Source organism: Methylobacterium sp. NMS14P (assembly GCF_028583545.1).
Classification (GTDB): Bacteria; Pseudomonadota; Alphaproteobacteria; order Rhizobiales; family Beijerinckiaceae; genus Methylobacterium.
Genome location: NZ_CP087106.1, coordinates 1,553,919 through 1,569,188, shown reverse-complemented (window position 1 = coordinate 1,569,188; position 15,270 = coordinate 1,553,919). Strand labels below are relative to the sequence as shown.

At 73.9% G+C, this 15,270-nt stretch carries 22 protein-coding genes and 1 pseudogene; 8 read left to right on the top strand and 15 right to left on the bottom strand.

Annotated features, from left to right (window positions below):
- Window positions 1-136: 136 nt before the first annotated feature.
- Entirely contained in the window at window positions 137-1,156 is a 1,020-nt protein-coding gene (locus LOK46_RS07400; protein WP_273563178.1) for a zinc-dependent alcohol dehydrogenase family protein, read from the top strand.
- 50 nt (window positions 1,157-1,206) lie between these two features.
- Here LOK46_RS07400 and LOK46_RS07395 read toward each other — a convergent pair whose 3' ends face one another.
- The 9 genes and pseudogenes from LOK46_RS07395 to LOK46_RS07355 all read right to left on the bottom strand — a co-directional run bounded on the left by LOK46_RS07395 (window position 1,207) and on the right by LOK46_RS07355 (window position 6,036).
- Complete coding sequence (locus LOK46_RS07395; protein ID WP_273564747.1) at window positions 1,207-1,350, bottom strand: hypothetical protein; 144 nt, start codon at window positions 1,348-1,350, stop codon at window positions 1,207-1,209.
- Window positions 1,351-1,365: 15 nt separating this feature from the next.
- Window positions 1,366-1,434 (bottom strand): annotated as a pseudogene (locus tag LOK46_RS07390) (DUF1127 domain-containing protein); the annotation flags it as partial.
- 137 nt (window positions 1,435-1,571) lie between these two features.
- Window positions 1,572-2,264, bottom strand: a complete 693-nt coding sequence (locus LOK46_RS07385; protein ID WP_273563177.1) for a helix-turn-helix transcriptional regulator — start codon at window positions 2,262-2,264, stop codon at window positions 1,572-1,574.
- A gap of 70 nt (window positions 2,265-2,334) precedes the next feature.
- Window positions 2,335-3,189 carry an anti-sigma factor family protein gene (locus tag LOK46_RS07380; protein ID WP_273563176.1) on the bottom strand — a complete coding sequence of 285 codons (855 nt, stop codon included), beginning with the start codon at window positions 3,187-3,189 and terminating at the stop codon, window positions 2,335-2,337.
- On the bottom strand, window positions 3,186-3,728 hold the full coding sequence (locus LOK46_RS07375; protein WP_273563175.1) for a sigma-70 family RNA polymerase sigma factor: 543 nt from the start codon (window positions 3,726-3,728) through the stop codon (window positions 3,186-3,188). Before LOK46_RS07375 ends, LOK46_RS07380 begins: the two co-directional genes overlap by 4 nt.
- A gap of 165 nt (window positions 3,729-3,893) precedes the next feature.
- Window positions 3,894-4,121: a hypothetical protein gene (locus LOK46_RS07370; RefSeq protein ID WP_273563174.1), complete on the bottom strand. Its 228-nt coding sequence runs from the start codon at window positions 4,119-4,121 to the stop codon at window positions 3,894-3,896.
- A gap of 235 nt (window positions 4,122-4,356) precedes the next feature.
- Complete coding sequence (locus LOK46_RS07365) at window positions 4,357-4,623, bottom strand: GCG_CRPN prefix-to-repeats domain-containing protein (RefSeq protein WP_273564555.1); 267 nt, start codon at window positions 4,621-4,623, stop codon at window positions 4,357-4,359.
- 151 nt (window positions 4,624-4,774) lie between these two features.
- Window positions 4,775-5,779 (bottom strand): SDR family oxidoreductase, encoded by a 1,005-nt coding sequence (locus tag LOK46_RS07360; protein ID WP_273563173.1) that lies wholly within the window; start codon window positions 5,777-5,779, stop codon window positions 4,775-4,777.
- A 41-nt stretch (window positions 5,780-5,820) separates the two neighbouring features.
- Window positions 5,821-6,036, bottom strand: coding sequence for a hypothetical protein (locus LOK46_RS07355; protein ID WP_273563172.1), 216 nt, complete (start codon window positions 6,034-6,036; stop codon window positions 5,821-5,823).
- Window positions 6,037-6,279: 243 nt separating this feature from the next.
- Between LOK46_RS07355 and LOK46_RS07350 the strand changes: the two genes are divergently transcribed.
- Window positions 6,280-6,819 (top strand): hypothetical protein, encoded by a 540-nt coding sequence (locus tag LOK46_RS07350; protein ID WP_273563171.1) that lies wholly within the window; start codon window positions 6,280-6,282, stop codon window positions 6,817-6,819.
- Between the two features lie 202 nt (window positions 6,820-7,021).
- Here LOK46_RS07350 and LOK46_RS07345 read toward each other — a convergent pair whose 3' ends face one another.
- On the bottom strand, window positions 7,022-7,852 hold the full coding sequence (locus LOK46_RS07345) for an outer membrane protein (protein WP_273563170.1): 831 nt from the start codon (window positions 7,850-7,852) through the stop codon (window positions 7,022-7,024).
- A 1,012-nt stretch (window positions 7,853-8,864) separates the two neighbouring features.
- Here LOK46_RS07345 and LOK46_RS07340 point away from each other — a divergent pair.
- Both LOK46_RS07340 and LOK46_RS07335 read left to right on the top strand, forming a co-directional pair.
- Complete coding sequence (locus LOK46_RS07340; protein ID WP_273563169.1) at window positions 8,865-9,347, top strand: DUF2721 domain-containing protein; 483 nt, start codon at window positions 8,865-8,867, stop codon at window positions 9,345-9,347.
- 220 nt (window positions 9,348-9,567) lie between these two features.
- Complete coding sequence (locus tag LOK46_RS07335; RefSeq protein ID WP_273563168.1) at window positions 9,568-9,747, top strand: hypothetical protein; 180 nt, start codon at window positions 9,568-9,570, stop codon at window positions 9,745-9,747.
- Window positions 9,748-9,765: 18 nt separating this feature from the next.
- On the opposite strand, the gene LOK46_RS07330 is transcribed toward LOK46_RS07335, so the two are convergent.
- The 5 genes from LOK46_RS07330 to LOK46_RS07310 form a co-directional block, all read right to left on the bottom strand.
- Window positions 9,766-10,026, bottom strand: coding sequence for a hypothetical protein (locus LOK46_RS07330; RefSeq protein WP_273563167.1), 261 nt, complete (start codon window positions 10,024-10,026; stop codon window positions 9,766-9,768).
- 295 nt (window positions 10,027-10,321) lie between these two features.
- Window positions 10,322-10,534, bottom strand: coding sequence for a hypothetical protein (locus LOK46_RS07325; protein ID WP_012318394.1), 213 nt, complete (start codon window positions 10,532-10,534; stop codon window positions 10,322-10,324).
- A 126-nt stretch (window positions 10,535-10,660) separates the two neighbouring features.
- A complete protein-coding gene (locus LOK46_RS07320) occupies window positions 10,661-11,035 on the bottom strand; it encodes an energy transducer TonB (RefSeq protein WP_273563166.1) in 375 nt (124 codons plus the stop codon).
- A gap of 151 nt (window positions 11,036-11,186) precedes the next feature.
- Window positions 11,187-11,429 carry a hypothetical protein gene (locus tag LOK46_RS07315; protein ID WP_273563165.1) on the bottom strand — a complete coding sequence of 81 codons (243 nt, stop codon included), beginning with the start codon at window positions 11,427-11,429 and terminating at the stop codon, window positions 11,187-11,189.
- Window positions 11,430-11,465: 36 nt separating this feature from the next.
- Window positions 11,466-11,642 carry a hypothetical protein gene (locus LOK46_RS07310; protein ID WP_273563164.1) on the bottom strand — a complete coding sequence of 59 codons (177 nt, stop codon included), beginning with the start codon at window positions 11,640-11,642 and terminating at the stop codon, window positions 11,466-11,468.
- A gap of 208 nt (window positions 11,643-11,850) precedes the next feature.
- Between LOK46_RS07310 and LOK46_RS07305 the strand changes: the two genes are divergently transcribed.
- From LOK46_RS07305 to LOK46_RS07290, 4 genes are all read left to right on the top strand, one after another.
- Window positions 11,851-12,030 (top strand): hypothetical protein, encoded by a 180-nt coding sequence (locus LOK46_RS07305; protein ID WP_273563163.1) that lies wholly within the window; start codon window positions 11,851-11,853, stop codon window positions 12,028-12,030.
- A 234-nt stretch (window positions 12,031-12,264) separates the two neighbouring features.
- Window positions 12,265-13,305, top strand: coding sequence for a helix-turn-helix domain-containing protein (locus LOK46_RS07300; protein ID WP_273563162.1), 1,041 nt, complete (start codon window positions 12,265-12,267; stop codon window positions 13,303-13,305).
- Between the two features lie 63 nt (window positions 13,306-13,368).
- Window positions 13,369-13,740 carry a hypothetical protein gene (locus tag LOK46_RS07295; protein ID WP_273563161.1) on the top strand — a complete coding sequence of 124 codons (372 nt, stop codon included), beginning with the start codon at window positions 13,369-13,371 and terminating at the stop codon, window positions 13,738-13,740.
- A 134-nt stretch (window positions 13,741-13,874) separates the two neighbouring features.
- Window positions 13,875-15,263: an efflux RND transporter periplasmic adaptor subunit gene (locus LOK46_RS07290; protein WP_273563160.1), complete on the top strand. Its 1,389-nt coding sequence runs from the start codon at window positions 13,875-13,877 to the stop codon at window positions 15,261-15,263.
- Window positions 15,264-15,270 lie beyond the last annotated feature (7 nt).

Here is a 15,270-nt window from a genome sequence, read left to right as displayed (position 1 = left end):
CAGGACGGGGTTGCGGGCGCGGACCGCCCTCCCCGGCCCCGCGGCGGGCGGCCCAACCCCGTCGTCTCGACGCGGCGCGCGGGGCCTGCCAGTGTCCGCCTCCCGGCGGCCGAGGCCGCGGAGCGACAGGTGCGTCATGACCGGATCGACAGCCCGGGCCGTCATCGTCCAGCCCGGCGGCGGCTTCGACAAGGTGACCTTCGGCGAGCGGCCCGTGCCGGAGCCCGGGCCCGGCGCGATCACCGTCCGCCTGCGGGCGAGTTCGCTCAACTACCACGACTACGCGGTGGTCAGCGGGATGTGGGGCCCGAGCGAGCCGCGCATCCCGATGTCCGACGGGGCCGGCGAGGTCGAGGCCGTGGGGCCGGGCGTGACCGAGTTCGCCGTGGGCGACCGGGTCGTCAGCACGTTCTTCCCGACCTGGCTGGAGGGCGCGCCGCGCGTCGAGGGCTTTGCCACCGTGCCGGGCGACGGGGTCGACGGCTACGCCCGCGCGCGCGTCACCGCGCCCGCCACCGCCTTCACCCGCGCCCCGCGGGGCTGGGACCACGCCGAGGCGGCGACGCTCACCACCGCCGCGCTGACCGCGTGGCGGGCGCTGCACGCCGATGCCGGCCTGAAGAGCGGCGACGTGGTGCTGGTGCAGGGCACCGGCGGCGTGTCGCTGTTCGGCCTGCAATTCGCCAAGGCGGCGGGGGCCGCGGTGATCGCCACCTCCTCCAGCGACGCCAAGCTGGAGCGCCTGCGCGGGCTCGGCGCCGACCACGTCATCAACTACCGCGCCGACCCGGCCTGGGGCGAGACTGCCCGGCGCCTGACCGACGGGCGCGGCGTCGACCACGTCCTCGACGTCGGCGGCCCGGCCACGCTGGAGCAGTCCATGGCGGCCGTGCGGGTCGCCGGCCACATCTCGGTGATCGGCATCCTCTCGGGCGTCGCGGGCGAGCTGCCGCTGGTGCCGGCGCTCCTGAAGCAGATCCGGCTGCAGGGGGTGCTGGTCGGCAGCCGGCGCCACCAGATCGAGATGATCCGCGGCATCGACGCCTGCGGGTTGCGGCCGGTCATCGACCGCCGCTTCCCCCTCGACGACCTCGTCGCGGCGTTCCGCCACCAGGAGAGCAACCGCCACTTCGGCAAGATCTGCGTCGAGATCTGAGCGTTCCGGCCGGGTCCCGGGCGGGGGACGGCGGGCGGCGCGGCGGGCGCTCAGCGGAAGGCGATCCCGAGCGCTCCGGGCATCACGAGGGCCCGGGGCGCCTCGGCCTGGCTCGGCGGAGGCGGCACGTGCGAGCAGCCGTTCTCGCAGAACGTGCGGAGCGTGCGCCGGTCGAGCCCGATGTCGCTCAGCATCTCGTCGTCGAGGGCCGATAGAATACGAAGATTTCGCGCCGCGATACGGTTCTTCCGGGCAGATTTGAGGAACGAGAGGATCATGATTCAGCCTCCGTTGCGCCGAAAGATCCGCGGTTCGTCCACGATCGGCCGGATCAGCGTCGCTTTATCCTGGAATGTGCGCATCCTCCGTTCGGATTAATGGTGGCCGGCGGCGCGAATATTTTTGCCGGATCGCGCTAAGCGTCCGCGATCGGCTGCGGGCAGAGCAGGAGCAGGCGCACCAGCTCGGCCTGGCGGCGCGTCCCCGTCTTCTCGAACAGGTGGCGCAGGTGCACGCGCGCGGTGTTCCGGGTGATCCTGCGGCGCGTCGCGCTCGCCGCGAGGTCGTTCCCGGCCAGGATGTCGACGGCCAGAGCCGCCTCCGCGGGCGTGAAGCCGAACTGGTCCTGGAGAACGCCGGCATCCGGCAGGCGCGGGGTCCCGGGGTCGGTGAGGCGCAGGAGAACGGCGCCCTCAGCGATCGGGCCCAGCGTCCCGGGAATCGCCGAGGCGGCGACCAAGAGTGTCCCGCCCGCGCTCTCCAGGCGCACCGAGCCGCCGCGATGGCCTGAGGCGCAGCGGGCGATGACCCGGCGCAGCGCCGCGCTGTCCTCGGGCGCCGCGCCGCGCAGGCCGCCGTGCTCGAGGCACAGAAGGCCGCGCGCGATGAAGGCCTGCGCGGCGCGGTTCAGGAAGTGGGCCCGCCCGTACCGGTCGGTCACCGCGAGCCCCTGCTCGAGATGCTCGGCCAGGAGATGGAGCGCCGCCTCCACGAGGGACGGGTCCGGGAAGGCCGGGGCGCCGCCGGCCTGGGACCGCCGCCCCTGCGCGGGGCCGATCTCGGATACTGTTTCGGCTCTGCGGGTGTTCAGGTGCGACTGACTGATCACGCTGGGATCCTCGCCGGATCGACATCACGATATCAGTAATAACCCGACATTGACCGCCGTTATTCCCGCGTCAGCCGGGCGGGCCCCCGGTCCGGGATTGGAACAGGTCGGCGAAGGCGCGCAGGTCGCGCCGGTTGAGATCCGACACCGCCCAGTAGGTCAGGTCGCCGAGGCGCCAGCGCTCGATCGTGGACCCGTCGCGCCGCTCCTCGCCGGCCCCGGGGCCGTCGGCGGCGGGGATCACCGTGACGCTGATGACGTGCCGGTCTCGGCGATAGACCAGGGTCGGCACGGGGGTGCCGCCGACGATGTCGACCCGGCCGCCGACCAGCGGGAAACCCTTGTCGGACAGGTCGGGGGCCTCGGGCGCGAGGGTGGTCCGGCCGTTGAACCACGGCTTCACGACGTGCCGGTCCGAGGAGGCGATGTCGAAGGGCTGCGGGGCCGCGAGGCCGCGGAGATGGCCGGCGAGCACGGCCTCGCCGGTATCCGGGGCGCCGCCGGGGCGGTCGAGATAGACGACGCCGCCGCCGAGCGCGGCCCCGCCGACGAGGCCGACGAGCAGCGTCGCGGCCAGCGCCTGCCAGGACCCGCGCCAGGACCCGCGCCAGGACTTGAGCCAGGACCTGAGCCATGTCTCGAGCCAGGTCTCGAGCCGGGACCCGAGCGGGCCTCCGAGGCGGCCGCGGGACGGGGGCGGGTCGGAGAAGCCGATCTGCTCGATCACGCGCGCCCGCAGGGATTCCGGGGCGGGCGGCCCCGCGAGGGTCTCGCGCAGGGTACCCGACAGGTCGCGGAGGCGGTCCGCCAGGGCCCGCGCATCGGGGTCCGCCGCGAGACGGCGCTCCATGGCCAGGACTTCGCCGGGCGACAGCTCGCCGTCCGCGTAGGCGCTGAGGAGCAGGAGGGTCTCGTCGTCGGTCATCGCCCGTCCTTCGCGAGCCGTGCAAGCAGGTGCTGCCGCGCGCGGCCGAGGCGCGACATCACGGTCCCGATCGGGACTCCCGTCACCGCGGCGATCTCCCGGTAGCTGAGGCCGTGGTACTCGCGCAGGACCAGCGCCTCGCGGAAAGCCACCGGCAGGGCCTCGACCGCCCGGGCGAGCTGCCCCGCATCGTCGCGGGCGATGAGGGTCGCCTCGGGCGTCTCCTGGGCCTCGGTCAGAGCGCCCCCGATCTCCAGCTCGGCGCGGGCTTCGGGGGCGAGGTCGTCGGCGAAGACCACCGCCCGCGGCCGGTGCCGCTGCAGCCAGGAATAGCCGGTGTTGCGGACGATGGTCAGGAACCACGCCCGGGCATTGCCCTCGGCGAAGCCCTCGATCGCCCGGTAGGCGCGCAGACACGCCTCCTGCATCACGTCCTCGGCGTCGGTGGCGTTGCCGGTGAGCCAGTGCGCGAGCCGGTAGCCCTCGTCCAGGCGCGGGAGAACGAGCTGGCTGAAGCGCGCCCGCGCCAGGGTCGTCATGTCGGCGGCCGGGCCGGGCCCGCCCCGTCGAGAGCCTGCGAAGCCATGGGGTCCCTGCCCTGGTGCTCCTGCCTGCAGCCTTGTGCCACACAATCGGGAACCGGGCGGCGGCGGGCTTTATTCCCGCGGCCGGGCACGAGAATTCTCTGGGCGCTGCTCTGGGGGCTACTCGGGGAGCCTCTCGGGCCGGTGGCGCGCCGCCACTGGCCGCCCCGGAGGCGTCCGGCGGTCCGGCGCCGCGGCCTCCGTCCCGCGGACCTGTCCGGACGGCGGTCGCGGGTCGGGCGCCGGTTCCGGGCAACCGTCCGGGCCGAGGCGCTTGCGGGCGACGCGCTCGGCCGCCGCCCGCTCCGCCGCCGAGGGGTTCGCGCCGCCGCTCTGATCCTGGGCCATGGCCGTATCCAACAGGAGCGGGACCGTGCGCGGTCCCGGTCGTAGCATCCTCGACAATGCCGGCGGACGGGCGCCGGATGCGCCAGCCCGCCGCTCGCGTCACCGCCAACGGGAAGGGGCAGGCCCCGCCTCCTCGGAGACGGGACCTGCCCCTGGATCAACCCGCGGGTCGGGTCACGGTTCGGCGCCGGGATCGGCGCCGAACCGCCGCGTCGGGACGCGTGCCTGGGCGCTCCTAGCGGCAGACGCGCCGCGGGCCCCACGGCGTCGGACGGAAGAAGCAGCGCGGGCCGTAGAAGCGCGGTCGCCGGTAGATCGGCCGGCAGCGCCCGTACGGGCCGGGCGCCCAGCCGGGGCCGCAGCCGAACGCGACCGTGCTGACCGCGGCGGGGCCGGTGATCGTATCGGCGCCGGCGGGCGCCAGGGGCGCCGCTCCGGCGGAGGCCAGGCCGAGGCCGCCGACGACAGCCGCGGCGGCCGCGATCATCTTCACGTGCATCATCATCAGACCTTCTGCTCGGTTCCGCGCCGGTTCGGTCCGGCGCAAGGCTCGGCTAGAATGGTCGTCGGGCCTGAATGTGGGCTGACCTCCTCTATAATTGTCTAGAAACAAACAGTCCCACTGGCGCACGCGCGGGCGCCGCAGCGGGGTTCTAGCGGCGGTCGGCGCGGCCCAGGAGCGAGGCCGCGGCCGCCGTGGCCCCGGCCAGCAGGATCCCGGTCAGGACCGGGTTGATCGAGGCCTGAGTGTAGGCGCTGCGCATGACGTGGTGGGGCGAGCCGCCCCGCACGGCCCCGTCGCGGCCGGCCGCGCGGAGGGCGCCGTCCCGCTGCCTGCCGGCCACGCCCGCCGTCTGGCTCCGCGACATCACCTGGGCGCCCATCCAGTCGGTCACCGCGGGCACCCGCTTGCGCATCGCGCTCATCAGCTTGCCGCCGCCGCCGACATAGAGGTCGCGGGGCCCGTGCTCCGCCGCGTACAGGATCGCGTCCGCGACGTCCGCGGGGTCGTAGACCGGCGGCGGCAGCTTGGGCGCCTGCGCCATGTAGTTCCGGGCATGCTCCGGGAACGGCGTGTCGATCGAGGCCGGCTTGATGAGCGTCACCGAGACCGGGGCGCCCTCCTCCTGGAGCTCCATCCGGAGCGCGTCCGTGAAGCCTTTGATCGCGTGCTTGGAGGCGGAGTACATGCCCTGGATCGGCAAGGCGAGGTCGGAGGCGACGGAGCCCAGGTTGACCAGCGCGCCGCCGGTCTTCTTCAGGTGCTGCAGCGCCACCGTCGAGCCGTAGACGATCCCCCAGAAGTTCACGTCGAACAGCCGGCGATGGTCCTCGTCCGAGACCTCCTCGAGGCGGCCGAAGATCGAGAGACCGGCGTTGTTCACCCAGGTGTCGAAGCCGCCGTAGGCGCGCACGGTCTCGGCGGCCAGCGCCTCGACATCCGCGCGGCGGGACACGTCGGTCACCACGGCCCGGGCCTCGCCGCCGCGCTCCTGGATGTCGCGGACGATGGTGTCGAGGGCGGCGCCGTTCCGGGACGCCAGCACGACGCGGGCGCCGCGGCGGGCGGCCGCCCGGGCCGTGGCGAGACCGATCCCGCTGGAGGCGCCGGTGATGACGATCACCTGCTCGCGCAGGGGCTTGTGCCGGATCTGCATGCTGCGTCTTCCTCTCTCGTGGGCTGTCTCGATGGCGGCGCTCAGCCCCGGCCGCCGCCCGGCCGGTCGCGCTCCGCGCCGAGGCTGGTCCCGCCCCGGCGCGCCTCCTCCTTCTCGGTGCCGGCCCGCTCCATCGGGCCGCCCTGCGGCCTGACCGTGCCGGTGGCGGTGTCGCGGGGGCTATCGGCCAAGCCCGCGCGCTCCGGTTCGCCGTGCGGCATCCGCTGGGCCTGGGTGTCGTCCGGCGCGTCGGCCATGCTGCATCCCTCGCGATGGAACCTGATCTACGGGCGCCGCCGCGTGCCGCGACGGAGCCCCGGGCGGATCGGACCACGCGTCCGATCCCCTCGAGGGCCAACCCGTCAGGCGCCCGGCGTATCCGGCGCCCCCGGTCGCGGCGGCGGACGTTGCGTGCGGGTGGGCGCGAACTGGGCGAACGCGCCGCAGGAACACGGCCGCGGGGCTCGTGTTGTCTGCCAAATCTTTCTCACGAGGCGCCGATGTCAGGAACCGCCAAGAAGACCGACCCCGAACTCTGGAATAAGGTCAAGACGCAGGTCACGAAGTCCGAGAAGGGCGGGAAATCTGGCCAGTGGTCGGCGCGCAAGGCGCAGATCGCGACCGCTGAATACAAGAAGGAGGGCGGCGGCTACGCCGGCAAGAAGGCGGCCGACAACCATCTCAAGCAGTGGACCGACGAGGAATGGGGCACGAAGTCGGGGAAGGAGAGCGGCAAGACCGGCGAGCGCTACCTGCCCAAGAAGGCCCGCGAGAGCCTGACCGACGAGGAATACGCCGCCAGCACGGCCAAGAAGCGGGCCGATACCCGGAAGGGCAAGCAGTTCTCCAAGCAGCCGAAGGCGGCCGCCGAGAAGGCCGCCGCGGCGCGCGAGGACGGCCAGTCCGCCAAGGCGTCCGGCAAGGGCAGCGGCAAGTCGGAGACGACGAAGGCCGAACTGATGCGCAAGGCCCGGGCGCAGAACGTGCCCGGCCGGTCGCGGATGTCGAAGGCGCAGCTGGAGCACGCGGTCCACGCCTGAGGCGCGCCGCGGCGGGTCGTCGCCCCAACGCAAGACGTCCCGGGAGTGGCTCCCGGGACGCTCCTCGGCTCAAGCGGCCAGTCTGATCGGGCTGGGGATGCTCAGGTCGAGAGAGGGTGCGGCCTGTCCAGAGGCCCGCGCGACGTCCCGGTGACCGGGACGCAGCCCCCCGCGGTGCGGGGGGCGCGATCGCGGGTGGATCTCAGTACGAGCCGAACTTGTAGTTCAGGCCGGCGCGGATGACGGCGAACTCGTCGTCGCGGCGGCCGATGTTGTTGTACACCACCGGGAAGTTGTTGGCGGCGTTGATGACGAACGCACCCTGGTTGCGGGTGTTGCGGTCGAGGTTGACGTATAGGCCTTCGACCTTGAGCGTCACGGCGTTCGAGCGGAAGAAGTTCAGGAACGAGTCGGTCGGCAGGGCGTACTCGATGCCGCCGCCGACCGCGTAGCCGGTGCGGAAGCTGTCGTTGCCGGCGAAGCCCCCGAAGGAGCGGTCGGCGCTGCCCGAGCCGTAGGCGAAGCCGCCGGTGCCGTAGAACAGCACGCGGTCGAAGGCGTAACCGATGCGGCCGCGGACGGTGCCGAAGAAGTCGAGGCTGGAGAGGCCGCGCGGGTCGGTCACGTAGTAGCCGGGGGCCAGCGGACCGGCGAGGAAGGCGTTGTTCCGGCTGCGGCCGAAGTCGAGGTACTGGGCGTCCGCCTCGATACCGACGACGATGCCGGAGCCCGGGGTGAACTGGAAGTTGTAGCCAACCTGGCCACCGCCGGTGAAGCCTTCCTGGTTGCGCTGGCTGAAGAAGGCGGTGGTGCCGTTGCCGTAGGGGGCGGGCACGCCGAAGCTGTTGGTGTTGTTGCTGCTGGCGTCGAAGGCGTAGCCGGCGTTGATACCGAAGTAGGCGCCGGTCCAGGTGAACACCGGGACGGGGGTGAACACCGGCGGCGGGGCGGCGCGGCGCGGCAGGTCGGCGGCCGAGGCGGCGCCGGTCAGGAGGGCCGTGGCGGCGCTCGCGAGCAGAAGCTTCTTGATCATCTGGTCCTCTGTCTCCCGTTGGGCGGGATGTGTGCGGGGCGGACAGAACGCCAGGACGCGCCGGGACGATAGTGCATCGCTGCAACAGCTCGGAATCGGGTCTTCGACGCCGAAACAGCCGGGTGCGCTGGAGCACATCGCGGAATCGACCGGTCGAAGCCAAGAAGAGGATCTGTATCCGAATGTTTCCGGAAACAAAATGCCCCGTCGCGCGGGGGGCGGACGGGGCTTCAGTTTGTTGGTGAACGTTCCCAGGACCAACCAGGAAGCTTCGAGGTTTAATAAATCCTACCGGCCGGCGGCCCGCAAGCCCGATCGCGATCCCGCGAGCGGTTAACATTAATTGACGGGCGGTCACGGTCGGTGCCCCGGCGCGCGGTCGTGGACGGTGCCGCAGATCTCGTGCGATCCGGCCCCGTATCGCGGGCGGCTGGACGCGTCCGCGCATCCACGCCGCGCCTATTCGCGCTCGCCCTCGCGGATCCGCGCAGATGAATCCAGCATCCGATCCCGTCCCAGTCTTGATCCCGCGCCGCCGTGTCTTGTCGCGCGGCCCGGACCGGGTCGATCTCCTGGGGAGCGGCAGATCTCGCGGCGGAACGGCGCCGCCGCGCCGGCGCGGCGCCGGCTCGCCCGGGCTGTGGAGAAGACGCCGCCACGGCCGGGCGGTGCGACGGCCGCGGCTTTTCCGGCCCGCCGCGGGCCCTATGTGCCGGCCTCGTCGTCGGTGGGAATTTCAGGAGACGCGCATGCGCCCCGTCGCGCTGCCTTCGATGCCGGCCTCCCGGGTCCGGATCGGGATCCAAGATGTCGGCCCCGCGTCGGCCGGGAGGCCTCGATGACCGACACGCCGGCCCCGTATCTCGCGGTGGCGTTCCTCTCGGCGCTGTTCCTGCTGGTGGCCGGGCTGCAGGCGGAGGGTCTCCTGTGGTGATCCGCCCGGCCCGCTGTCGTCGCGCCGCCGCGCGGCCGTCGGGCCCGGGCGCCGGCGGCGCGCGCGCGTAGCCCGCCGATGTTCGGCTTCTCCCTCAGCGCGACCGAACCCGACAGCATCGCCCACATCATCCAGGTGGCGCTCGCGCCCGCCTTCCTGCTCTCGGCGCTGGCGACGCTGCTCAACGTGTTCTCGACCCGGCTCGGCCGGATCTCCGACAAGGTCGACAGCCTCTCGGCGCAGGCCACCCGGGCGACGGACGCCGAGGCCGACCGCCTCGCCCGCCACCTGACCTTCCTGCGGCGGCGCTCCTTCGTGCTGGACGTGGCGGTGGTCCTGGCCTCGCTGGCGGGCGGCCTGATCGGTCTGGCCGTGCTCACGCTGTTCGTCGGCGCGCTGCGCGATGCGGCGACCGCGTCCGTCCTGTTCGCCTGCTTCGGGGCGGCGCTGGTCTGCACCGTGGCGGCGATCGCGGCGTTCATGACCGAGATCCTCATGGCGGGGCGCGGCGTCCGCGACGCGGTCGACCGCCAGCAGGACCAGGTGTCGACGCCGCGGTGAAGCCTCGAATCGCCCGGCCGCTCTCCGCGACCGGGGGCGGCCGCCCGGTCCTCCCGGAGATCGCAGGGGCGATCCTGCGGCGCCCGCTCCGGGTGCGCCCGCGGCGCCGGTCGGGCGAGCGGGGCCGAACCGGTGGCGATTTCGATTGCGGCGTGCGGGAACCGGGCCTTAGTCTTCCGGTGGCCTGATTCCGCCGCCGGCCGCGCCCGAGTGTTCCGCCATGAGCATCGCGATCCTGATTGCCTTCGTCGCCGGCGCACTCTGCCTCGGGATCCTGTCCGCGCTCATCCCGTTCGGGCGGCGCGAGGCCGAGTCGCTGGACGAGGCGCTCCCGTACGAGGACGAGTTCTTCGACGTCGGTGGTCCGGTGATCGATCTGGAGCCGCGCCACCTCACCTGACGGCGCGCCGGGCTGAGCCTACCGGGGTGCGGATCCCGCGGTGCCGGGCGTCGCGGCGTTCTGCCGGGCCGACCAGACGACCCGCCCGGCGGCATCCCGCAGGGCCGCCGAGCCCGCGCGGCCGGCGCGCAGCTCAGCGAAGCGCGCCTTCGCGGCGGCGACCGCCACCTCCTCGAGGGGGCCGGCAATCTGCTCGTCGTGGATGATGATGCCGCCGGCGCTCTCGCGGTGGATCATGCATTGCAGCCGATAGGGCGCCGGGGTCTCGGGCGGGGCCATGGCGATCTCCCGTCCGGTCACTAGGCCGACGCGCCGCCGGAGCCGGCGTGGCGCAGCAGGATCCCGGGCGCCGGCCCTGTGCCGGTTCGGATCGCGGGGACGCCGCGGAACATCCGGCCCTCCTCGGTTCGACGCGTCGAGCGCGATCCATACCAGATTCATCCGGCCCGGGGCCATCTCGCGCGGTGCCTCTCGCGCTCTGCCTCACGCGCTTGTCCCCGACACGCTCGCGGACCGCCCGCGCGGGGTGCGCGGGCGGCCGCTATCCGGCGGTCAGAGACCGCCCGAGCTTCGCTCAGGCCGCCTCGCCCTCCGCGTCGTCGGCGTCCAGGATCGTCTCCAGGTCGCCCACGAGGGCGTCGAGCTGGTCGGCGGTCGCGACGAGCTTGAGCTTCGTGCCGTCCTGCGCCTCGACCGCGATCTCGATGTGGTCGGCCACCTTGGCGGCCAGGGCCTGCTTCACCGTGTAGGTCGTCACGTTTGACGTGTCGGCGGACTTGTCGGCCATGCTGATCTCCTGAGTGGCTGCGGGCAACGCGGGGAGACCGGGATCGGCGGTGCGGCAGAAGCTCGCGACCATGGCCGACATCCAGGCGCGTCGTGTTCGGCCGCGCCTAGCCGCGCCTAGCCGCGCCTAGCCGCGCCTGCTCGTGTAGCGCTGGACCACGCGCTGCCGATGCGTCGGCACCTCCGGCAGCCGGGCGAAGCCCGCCGGGGTGCGGTCGCGGGCCGCCGCGGGTCGGGGTGCGGGCAGCAGCTCCGGCGGGGACCGGGGCGTCTCGACGACGACCGCCTCCAGCACGATGGGCCGCCTCGCCGGCGCGGGCCGCACCGCACGCTCCGGCCGTGCCCCGAGGGTCCCGAGGGTCCCGAGGGCCCAGAGGCCGAGGCAGAACAGGCCGATCAGGATCCCGTCCCAGGACGGCTCGGTCCGGCACATCAGGATCCCGGTGCCGGTGAGGGCGGCCGCGGCCGCGAACAGGCGCGGTGTCGGATCGGCGGAACGCATGCGGCACCTTCGGTGCGGCGCCCCTAGGGACCGGTGAACGGCGTCGCTCCAATTGTCCGCACCGCCCGGTTCTCCCCGCTTCTCCCCGACTTCTCCCCGGTACACACCGGTTCAGGCGGCCGGGACGGGCTGCGCGGCCCGGGGACGCGCCTCAGCCCGCGAGGCTGGACGGGGCCTGCCAAGCGACGCCGGGATGCTCGCGGATGTCCCCGGCCCGGGATCCGGTATCGGCGTCGCTCGTCCAGTCGCCGGGCTCGGCGACGTGGGCGATCTCGGCGTCCGGATAGGCGGCCGCCAGGAACAGGCGCGCCTCGCCCTCGGCCTCGGCCCGGACCGTCACGAGCGGCCGCTCGCCGCCCCCGTCGCGCACCTGCGCGATGAACAGCTTGGTCATGGTCTCCCTCCGAGTGGCTCCGCCGGCGCGGCGGGATCAGGCTCGCAGTTCCTCGACGTGGAGGCCGCCGGCCCGCAGGTGGTTCGGGATCCGGGTGCGGTCGCGGAAGCCGGCGGCGCGCGCCATCGCGTCGAGGGCCGCCAGGGGATCGAGCGCCGAGCCGCTCCAGAGAATCGCGCCGGTCGCCGCCTGCATGATCCGGAACACCTTCACGCCACGCTCCCGGCCTCGACCCTCGGACAAGCTCGGGGGACTCGCGGGTGTTCCCGACGAGCGGCCGTGGGCGGCTGCGGCCGATTCGCGCCGGCCCGGCCCCGGCGGGAACGGGCGGCGCCGGGCGGCGGTTCTCCAGCCAACGCCGGCACGGGCCGGCACGGCGAGAACCCTCGTCGAGAACCCGATCGGGATCCTCAGGAGAGCCATGACCAGCCGCACCGTTCAATCCGCCCTGCTCGCCCTCGCGCTCGTCGCCGGCAGCGCCGGGATGGCCGCCGCGCAGAGCACGCCCAACGGCAACACCTCGTCCCCCGGCGCCCCCGCGGGCGACAGCAGCACCGGCAACGGCGCCACCGGCAGCGGCGCGGCCCCGAGCGGCCGGTAACCGACGGTTAACCATAAGGGTCGAAGCCCTCGATCCTCACAACCGTGCAACTCTCCGTCCCGCGGCCACCCGGCTCGCGGGACGTTCTGTTTCCGGCCCCTCGCCGGCCGCGCCCGGACGAGGGCGCACCTCAGAGTCCGGTGATTGGAACGGAGTGCCACTTTTCTGAGCAGACAGAATCGCCATACTGTAGGCGTGACCGGGCTGCGCGCTCGGTCAGGACCGACACGGGCGATGCGACCGAAACCGATCCTGCAGCTCACGGGCGAGAGCCCGGGCCCTCGTCAGGCCGACGATTGGCGCGACGCCGTCGCGCCGTTCTGGGATTTCACGATCCGCCGGGAGGACCTGTCCGATTTCCGGGGGCAGTCCCGGGTCCGCCACCTCGGCACCGCGATCGTCTGCAGCGCCCGCGCCTCCGGGCTCCGGTTCGTGCGCGCGCGGGCCCTGACCGCCCGGATGGGCGTCGATCACATCGTCGCCCACATGCGCGTCTCCGGGCAGTCCAGGGTCACGATCGGCGGCCGGGAGCGGGACTGCGCCCCCGGCGACATCTGCCTGTTCGACCTGTCGCAGCCGCTCTCCGCCGCCTCCACGGACTACGAGGCCATCACGGTGGTGCTGCCGCGCCCGCTCTTCGGATCCCGGCAGAGCGGCCTCGACGCCCTGCACGGCTCGGTGATCCGGGGCGCGACGCCGTTCGGCCGGATGCTCAACGACCACCTGCGCTCCCTGAGCGCGCACGCGACCGGGTTCTCGGAGCCGGAGGCCGCGGCGGCGGCCGAGGCCACGGCCGCGCTGCTCGGCGCGGCGACCCTCGGCCTGCCGCAGGACGAAGGGGGCACACGGCCGCCCGAGCGGGCGCCGCTGCTCGTCGCGATCCGGCGCTTCATCGAGGCCGAGCTGGCCTCCGCGGACCTGTCCGCCGAGACGATCGGGCTGCGGTTCGGCGTCTCGCGCAGCGCCCTCTACCGGCTGTTCGTCCCGCTCGGGGGCGTGTCCGGCTACATCCGGCAGCGCCGGCTCGCCCGCGCCTATCGCGACATCGCCGCCGGCGACGGGCGCTTCGCCCGCATCTCCGAGGTGGCGTATCGCTGGCGCTTCGAGAGCCCCGCGCATTTCACCCAGGCCTTCCGCGCGGAGTTCGGCTGCGCCCCCCGGGATGTCCGCGCCCAGGCCGCGGCCGAGCCCGCCCGGTCCCCGGTCGCGGAGCCGCCGGCCCGGGCCGAGACCTGGACCGACTTCTACCAGTGGGTCCTCAAGCTGGCGGCCTGAGCGGGTCCGGGGCCGGATCCCGGACCTTGTGCCCCCGGCCTCGGATGGACCATAAGGGCCGCGATGACCTTCGGGGTTCGGCATAGGCGCCCGGCCGGGGCGCGGGGCTGGTGGGCGCTCGTCGCCCGCACGCTCGCGCTCGTCCTGGCTCTGACCGTCGCCGCTCCGGGCGTCGGCCTCGCGGCGGATCTCGCCTTCCACGCGGGCGGCCATCACGACCGGAGCCAGGGCCAGGCCCTCGACGCGCCGGCGGCCCCGGCGGCCGTCGATCCCGGCCTCTCGGAGCACCTCCATTGCGGCTGCCATCAGGCGGCCCGCCTGGAGGCGACCGAGATCGCGCCCCCGGCCGCCCCGGGCCGGTTGCTGCCGGGTCCCCTCGCCCAGGGCCGCCCCTCCGTCAGTCCAGACCGGCTGCCGCGCCCCCCGCGCGCGTGAGCTGACGCCGCCCGCGGGCGGCGCTCCGCCCGGATTCCGAACCGGCTCCGGGTTCGCCCTCACGTGACACCTGAACGGGACCTCCCGGGACCGCCGCGCGCGGCACCCCGCCGTCCCGGCCGAGCACCCGTCCCATGCGCATCGTCCTGTCCGTGGTCGCCGCCGCGGCACTCCTGGCCGCCGGCTTCGCCCTCGGGGCCGCCGTCCCCGCCCTGCCCGACCGCTTCCGGCAGACCCTCGCGGCCGCCGGGCTCGCCCGTCCGCCGGCCGGCGACCCCGATCGTCGCTACGCGGCCGCCGCACCGGACCGGCCGAAGGCCGCGCCCGATCCGCACGCGGGCGACGATCACGCCGGCCACGACGACCACGGCCACGCGCACGACCGCGCCCACGGCCACCCGCACGGCGCCGACGAGGCCCACGAGGCTGACGAGGCGGGCACGATCCGGATGCGGCCCGACCAGATCGCCGGCCAGGACATCGTCACGCGCACGGTGGCGGGCGGCACGCTGGCGCGCCACCTCCTCGTCCCCGGCACGATCACGCCCGACACCGACCGGATCGCCCGGGTCCCGGCCCGGGTGGTCGGGACCGTGGCCGAGATGCGCAAGCGCCTCGGCGACGCCGTGCAGGCGAACGAGGTCGTCGCCATCCTCGACAGCCGCGAGGTCGCCGACGCCAAGAGCGAGTACCTCACCGCCCAGGTCCAGGCCGAGCTGCAGACGATCAACTTCGAGCGCCAGCAGAAGCTGCTCGCCTCGCGCAGCGCCTCCGAGGCCGCGTTCGAGACCGCCCGGGCCGCCTATCTGGAGAACCGGCTCCGGGTCGACCTCGCCCGCCAGAAGCTGTCGGCGCTCGGCCTCGACGCCGCCGAGGTGGCGGCCGCCCAGAAGCGCGACGAGGCCACGCCGAACCGGTCGACCATGCGCCGCTACCCCCTGCGGTCGCCGCTCGCCGGCCGCATCGTCGAGCGCAAGGTCGACGTCGGCACGGCGGTCGGCAAGGAGGGCGACCCGGCCGACCTCTACACGGTCGCGGACCTCTCCACGGTCTGGATCGAGCTGTCGGTGCCGACCCTCGACCTCGCCCAGGTGCGGGAGGGCGCCCGCGTGACGGTCACGCCCGGCCGGACGGGCGAGACGGAGCGCCGGGCGGAGGGCCGCGTGATCTTCGTCAGCCCCTTCCTCAACCCCGACACGCGCTCGGCCCGGGTGGTGGTCGCCCTGCCGAACCCCGACCTCGCGTGGCGGCCCGGCACCTTCGTCACCGCCGAGGTCGAGATCGCGCAGGACGCCGTCCCGGTCCGGATCCCCAAGGCGGCCGTCCAGACCATCGAGGGTCGGAGCGTCGTCTTCGCGCGCACGGCCGAAGGGTTCGAGAAGCGGCCGGTCACCCTCGGCCGGTCCGACGACGAGGCTTTCGAGGTCACCGCCGGGCTCGAGCCCGGCGCCGAGATCGCGGTCGGCAACGCGTTCCTGCTGAAGGCCGAGCTCGGCAAGGCCGACGCCGGCCACGCCCACTGAGGAGACG